This is a genomic window from Rhodopila sp. (assembly GCF_035548235.1).
Taxonomy (GTDB): domain Bacteria; phylum Pseudomonadota; class Alphaproteobacteria; order Acetobacterales; family Acetobacteraceae; genus Rhodopila.
Window position 1 is genome coordinate 1 of record NZ_DASZTJ010000095.1, and the last position, 6393, is coordinate 6393.

Sequence of the window (6393 nt, forward strand, 5' to 3'; positions counted from 1 at the left end):
TTCCGCGCGATCATCGGATCGCCGCGGATGAAGCCGGCGGTCAGCACCGCCTCCATCAGCCGGTTGGCGGTCCCCGGAACCCCGCGTGCCTGCTGCAGCACCAGCGTCAGGGCGTCCGGCGTGATCAGCCGCCGTACGGTGCCGCCGGCGGTCCATAGCCGCCGCTCGATATAGGCCTCCATCTCCGACTGGCTCAACGGCGGCAGGCGCAGCCAGGTCAGGCCGGGCTGGTTGACGGTGGGCTGGCCCATGGGGAGTTGGCCCATAGGGGGCTGCTCCGCGACAGCGTCCTCGGCATTGATCGCGATGACCGCGCAGGCGGCCTCGATCGAGCTCCGCAGTTCGCCGAGGTGGCGCGGATCGGCGTTGTCCACCACCGCGACCCATCGCGCGTCCGAGGGATAGACCGCCTGGGTCTGCCGGCCGTCGGATATGCGGATGATGCAGCCGGGCGGCAGGCCCGCCTGGATGGCGGCCTCGGTCGCGGCGCGCAGCAGGATGCTCTTGCCGATACCCGGCTCGCCCAGCAGCAACAGGGCGCCGTCGCCGCGCAGAAGATGCCGGACGACCCGCTCGAAGGCCTGGCGGTGGGAGGGGAAGGTGATGAATGCCGAATCGCCCTCGAACGGCGACGCGGAAAGGCCGTACATCTCCTCCCACGACCGAGGCGCGGAGGCGCGTTCGGGTGGGGGCGGACGGCCGCTGCGGGGCGGCGGGGCGGTGAGGTTATGGTTCATGTCGAAAGCCGGAAGATTGGCATCCCGGTTCGACGATGCGCACCACCTCACGCGGAGATGAACTCCGTGCATCGTGCGAGCGCAGGGATGGCTCCCGTGATGACACGCTACGCCGACCGGCGGCTCCGCAGCGCGGCCGCCAATGTGCCGTCATCCAGCACATCCAGCGCACCGCCGATCGGCACCCCCTGGCCGACGCGGGTGATCGCCACCCCGGTCGGGCGCAGCAGGTCCGTCAGCCAATGCGCCGTCGTCGCGCCGTCCACCGTCGCGCCCAGCGCCAGGATCACCTCCCGCACCTCGCCTTCGGCGATGCGGGCCAGCAGGGTCTGGACGTTCAGGTCCTCGGGCCCCACGCCCGACAGCGCCGACAGCGTCCCGCCCAGCACGTGGTACAGTCCGTGATGCACCATCGCGCGCTCCAGTGCCCACAGGTCGCCAACCCCCTCCACCACGCACAGCACCGACCGGTCGCGGTGCTGGTCGATGCAGACCGAGCACGGGTCGCGGCTGTCGAGGTTGCCGCAATCGGCGCATACCTTCACCGCCCGTGCTGCCTCGGCCAGCGCCGAGGCCAGCGGCAGCATCCGCGCCTCGGGCTGCTGCAGCATCTTCAGCGCGGCACGCCGGGCGCTGCGGGGGCCCATGCCGGGGAGTTTGGCCAGCAGGGCGATCAAGTGGTCGATTTCCGGTCCGCCCATCGGTCAGCCGTCCAGGATCAAGACAAAGGGGATCAAGACAAAGGGGATCAAGGCAAAGCGGATCAGGGCAAAGCGGATCAGGGCAAAGGGGATCAGGGCAAGGGGGATCAGGGCAAGGGGGTCAGAATGGCAGCTTCATCCCGGGCGGCAGTTGCAGCCCGCCGGTGGCCTTCTGCATTTCCTCGGCGGCGAAGGCCTCGATCTTGGATTTCGCGTCGCGATGCGCGGCCAGGATCAGGTCCTCCATCATCTCGGAGTCCGACGGATCGATCACCTTGGGGTCGATCTTGATGCGCTTCAGGTCGCCCTTGCCGTTCAGCGTCACCGTCACCAGCCCGGCGCCGGCCTCGCCCGTCATCTCGGCGCTCTCCAGCTTCGCCTGCATCTCCTGCATCTTCGCCTGCATCTGAGAGGCCTGCTTCATCAGGCCGGCGAGGTTCTTCATGGGTCCAACTCCATCGGGTCTTCGTCGAAATACTCCGCGTCGGGCGGCGCGAAATCCGGCATCTCGGGCGCATCCATGGACACGTCTTCGGCCACCGGGGTCACCGGCAGGCCATAGGCGTCGGCGGTCCGGTCGTGGACGGTGTCGATGCGCGCGCCGGGGAACGCCGCCAGGATCGCTTTCACCAACGGATGATCGGCCGCCGCGTTGCGCCGCGCGGCGTCGGCGGCGTTGCCCTGTTCGGCGATCGTCGGCTCGCCTGCCGCATTCGAATGCGCGACGGTCCAGCGCGTGCCCGTCACCTCGGTCAGCAGGGCCGCCAGCCTCTGGCACAGGTCGCGCGGGGCATCCGGTTCCTGCCGCAACTCGATCACCGGCGGGGCGAAGCGCACCAGATGGGCCGAGTGCAGCAGGTGCGCGTGCAGCATCGGCTCCTTCCGCTCCGCCACCAGGGCGACGACCTCACGGAAGGAGGCCAGGCGCGGCCCGGCCTGGAGTGCTTCGGCCTGGACGGGTTCGGCGGCGATCACCGAACCGTTGGCCACCGCGCGCGTACCGCCGTTGCCGCCGCCCGAAGGGCCCGACGGTCCGCCGGCGGACGGCGGGTTGGCGGATGGCGGGTTGGCGGACAGGCGCCGCACCAACTCGCCCGGCGTCGGCATGTCGGCGACGTGGCAGAGGCGGATCAGCACCATCTCGGCCGCCGCGCGGCGGTCGGGGGCGGTCTCGACCTCGGCGACGCCTTTCAGCAGCATCTGCCAGGTCCGCGCCAGCACCGGAACCGACAGCCGGTCGGCCATCGCCGCGCCGCGGGTGCGTTCGGATTCCGGCAGGTCCTGGCTCTCCCGCAGGCCGGGGATGGATTTCAGCCGCGTGACCGTGTGCAGCAGTTCCAGCAGGTCCTGGAGCATGACGCCGAGGTCGGCCCCACGCTCGAACGCCGCGTCGGTGATCGCCAGGGCGGCGGCGGGCTTGCCGCCCATGACCGCTTCCATCAGGTCGAAAATTTTGTCGCGGTCCGCCAGGCCCAGCATCTCGGTCACCTGGGCCGTGGTGATCGGACCGTCGGCTTGGGCGATGGCCTGGTCCAGGATCGACAGCCCGTCGCGCACCGACCCGTCGGCGGCGCGGGCGACGAGGTCCAGCGCCTCGGGCTCGATCTCCACCTTCTCCTTCGCCGCGATCCGCCCGTAATGCGACGACAGCTCGGCGATCCGCACCCGGCGCAGGTCGAAGCGCTGGCAGCGGGACAGGACGGTGATCGGGACCTTGCGGATCTCCGTGGTGGCGAAGATGAACTTCACATGCGGCGGCGGCTCCTCCAGCGTCTTCAGCAGCGCGTTGAACGCCGCCGTGGACAGCATATGGACCTCGTCGAGGATGAAGATCTTGGTCCGCGCCTGGATCGGGCGGAAGCGGACCGACTCGATGATCTCCCGCATGTCGCCGACGCCGGTGCGGCTGGCGGCGTCCATCTCCACCACGTCGGGGTGGCGGTCGGCCAGGATCGCCGTGCAGTTGGCGCAGACGCCGCAGGGCGTGACGGTCGGCCCGCCGGTGCCGTCCGGCCCGATGCAGTTCATCGCGCGGGCGATGATGCGGGCGGTGGTGGTCTTCCCGACCCCGCGTACGCCGGTGAGCATGAAGGCATGCGCGACCCGGCCCACGGCGAAGGCGTTGCGCAGGATGCGCACCATCGCCTCCTGCCCGATCAGGTCATCGAAGGTGCTTGGCCGGTATTTCCGCGCCAGGACGCGGTAGGGCGCGGCCTGCGCGGGCTCCGATCCGGCGGACGACGGGGCGGATGACGGGGCGGAAGGCAGGGCGTCACCGAACAGGCCCGGTCCGTCCGGGAGGGGCGGCAGGTCGTCTGGTACGGCGGAATCGTCCTCGAGGGGGCCGGTCATGCGTGAAGGATAACCCGGAAGGGCGGTTCGCCGAACGCTGAAATGTGGGAGGCCGACAAGCGACCCGAGCGGAGACCCGTTGCGGCTGCTTCCTTCCGGACCTGACCGGGTTGGCGAGGCGCCCGTCCACCGCCGACCTCCCAGGCGTGCATATCATCGTTTTCGGGCGCCGGGGCAAGGGCGGAAGTTGCTTGGCGGCGCAGATGGGGCGGAGGGTTCGATTTTTGGCATGCGTCCGTGGCGGTTCGGGCTGACCGCGTATGGCGCGCGGGGTCGATTTGCTCAACCGCATATTTGCGAACGAGTCTCATTCGCATTATAGGCTATGCGAATCGTTCGCAATCGAGGTGGGGGTCGACGGAATGAGATGCCTTGGGGATGCCGTTGGGACAACGCTGGCTTGTTCCGTCCTCGCATCAGCGATCCTGGTCTGCCCGCTGGTCCGTCCTCTGGTCTGTCCCCTGGCCGTCGCCCAAACGACGTCCGAGAAAGCGACGTCGGGGAAAGCGACCTCCGGGAAAGCGCCATCCGGGAAAGCGCCATCCGAGACCCCCGCAATGCTTCCCGCCGTCACCGTCGAGGGCAAGGGAGAGACCGCGAGAGGCCCTGTCGATGGTTACGTAGCGCATCAAAGTGACGCCGGCACGAAGACGGATACGCCGATCCTTGAAACCCCCCAGGCGATCTCCGTCGTCACGCGCGATCAGATGGACGCGCAGAATGCCCAGACGATCAGCCAGGCACTGCGTTATGCGCCGGGGATCAAGACCGACCCCCTCGGGGCCGATCTCCGCTTCGACGGACAAACCTATATTCGTGGTTTCCAGGCGGACCAGTACCTGGATGGGTTGAAGCTGCCGCGGGGTGCGTTCACGGGGCCGGCCGTCGAACCCTGGCTGCTCGAACGTATCGACATCGTGCATGGGCCGGCGTCGGTGCTGTACGGCCAGGCGTCTCCTGGCGGCTTCATCGACCTGATCAGCAAGCTGCCGACGGAAGAGCCGATCCATGTCCTGCAGCTTCAGACCGGCAGCTACGGCCGGGTCCAGGGGGCGTTCGATTTCGGCGGGAAGGCGACGGACGATGGCACCTGGCTCTATCGCCTGACCGGCCTCGCGCGCGAATCCGGCACGCAGGTGGACCATACGGAACAGCAGCGCGTGGCGTTCGCGCCGGCCATCACATGGAAGCCGAACAACGACACCAAAGTCACGCTGCTGGCGAACTTCCTCTATGATCCCCAAGGCGGCTTCTACAACCAGCTTCCGCTCCAGGGAACGGTGCTGCCCAACCCGAACGGCAAGATCCCCACGAGCTTTTATCAGGGCGATCCGAATTTCGACCATTTCCGGCGCACGCAGGCCATGTTCGGCTATGAGATCGAACATCGGCTGAATGCGACGTGGACGCTGCGCCAGAACCTCCGTTACCTCTACCAGGACGTGGACTACAGCGCGGTTTACGGGGTGGGTTTCCAGTCCAACCTCCTGACGCTGAACCGCGATGCGTTCAGCAACCGGGAATTCCTGAACTCGATCGCGCTGGACAACCTGGCGCAGGCGGATTTCGCCACCGGGCCGTTCAGCCATACCGTGCTGCTTGGCATCAGCTATCAAAACCAAGCCTATAACGAAACGTATCGGGAGGGGGCAACCAGCCCGATCAACTACCTCAACCCTGTCTATACGACGGTCGGCCTGCCGGCGAACGCGGCGTTCCAGCAGCTTTCGTCACAGGTCCAGAACCAGGTGGGGGTTTACGCGCAGGACCAGATTCGCCTGGATCACTGGTCCTTGACGCTGGGCGTCCGCCAGGACTGGCTGGATGTCGACACGCTCGATCGCCTGAAAGGAACCAGTGTCGACAGCGACAACGCGGCCACAAGCTGGCGCGGCGCGCTGATGTATAATTTCGATAACGGTCTCGCACCCTATTTCAGCTATACGACCTCCTTCCAGCCGACGACCGGCACCAGTTTCACGAACGCGCCGTTCAAGCCGACCACCGGCCAGCAATACGAGGTCGGCGTCAAATACCAGCCGCCGATCGGGAACGCCTTGTTCACCGTGGCGCTGTTCGACCTCACGCAGCAGAACGTGCTGACCACGGATCCGCTTCATGCCAATTTCAGCGTGCAGACGGGGGAAGTCCGGTCCCGGGGCGTCGAACTGTCGGGGACGGTCAGCCTGGCCCGAGGCCTGAACCTGACAGCCGCCTATACATATCTGGACAACACGAACACCAAGGCGAACGGCACGTCCGTCGGCAAGCATCCGCCTGGCCTGCCCCAGCAGATGGGTTCGCTTTGGGCGGACTACGCGTTCCAGGACGAGAGGCTCAGGGGACTGGGCATCGGCGGCGGCGTGCGGGTGGTCGGGGGACAATGGGCCAACACCACGAACACGATCACCTCGCCCGGCTACGCCCTGTTCGATGCGATGGTGCGATATGACCTCGGGGCGAAGTTCCCTTCGCTGCACGGCCTCAGCGCGCAACTCAATGCCATCAACATCGGGGACACTACCTATATCGTGACCGCCCAGACTATCGGCGCCTACTACGGATTGCGCCGCACCATCCTGGCGAATTTGACCTACAAATGG

General features: G+C 67.3%; 5 protein-coding genes and 1 other RNA gene. 1 reads left to right on the forward strand and 5 read right to left on the reverse strand.

Features of this window, described 5'->3' with window-relative positions:
• The 5 genes from VHB27_RS07690 to ffs all read right to left on the reverse strand — a co-directional run.
• Positions 1 to 737 (reverse strand): hypothetical protein (locus VHB27_RS07690; protein ID WP_325598898.1); only part of this gene is annotated, 737 nt, incomplete at its 3' end.
• Positions 738 to 844: 107 nt separating this feature from the next.
• The gene (gene recR / locus VHB27_RS07695; RefSeq protein ID WP_325598900.1) at positions 845 to 1438 is read right to left on the reverse strand and encodes a recombination mediator RecR; all 594 of its coding nucleotides are present in this window, start codon (positions 1436 to 1438) and stop codon (positions 845 to 847) included.
• 121 nt (positions 1439 to 1559) lie between these two features.
• On the reverse strand, positions 1560 to 1883 hold the full coding sequence (locus VHB27_RS07700; protein WP_325598902.1) for a YbaB/EbfC family nucleoid-associated protein: 324 nt from the start codon (positions 1881 to 1883) through the stop codon (positions 1560 to 1562).
• Entirely contained in the window at positions 1880 to 3790 is a 1911-nt protein-coding gene (locus VHB27_RS07705; RefSeq protein ID WP_325598904.1) for a DNA polymerase III subunit gamma/tau, read from the reverse strand. Before VHB27_RS07705 ends, VHB27_RS07700 begins: the two co-directional genes overlap by 4 nt.
• Positions 3791 to 3833: 43 nt before the next feature.
• Positions 3834 to 3932, reverse strand: an RNA gene (gene ffs, locus VHB27_RS07710) — signal recognition particle sRNA small type.
• Between the two features lie 415 nt (positions 3933 to 4347).
• Here ffs and VHB27_RS07715 point away from each other — a divergent pair.
• The coding region (locus VHB27_RS07715) for a TonB-dependent siderophore receptor (RefSeq protein WP_325598906.1) at positions 4348 to 6393 on the forward strand (2046 nt) is incomplete at its 3' end.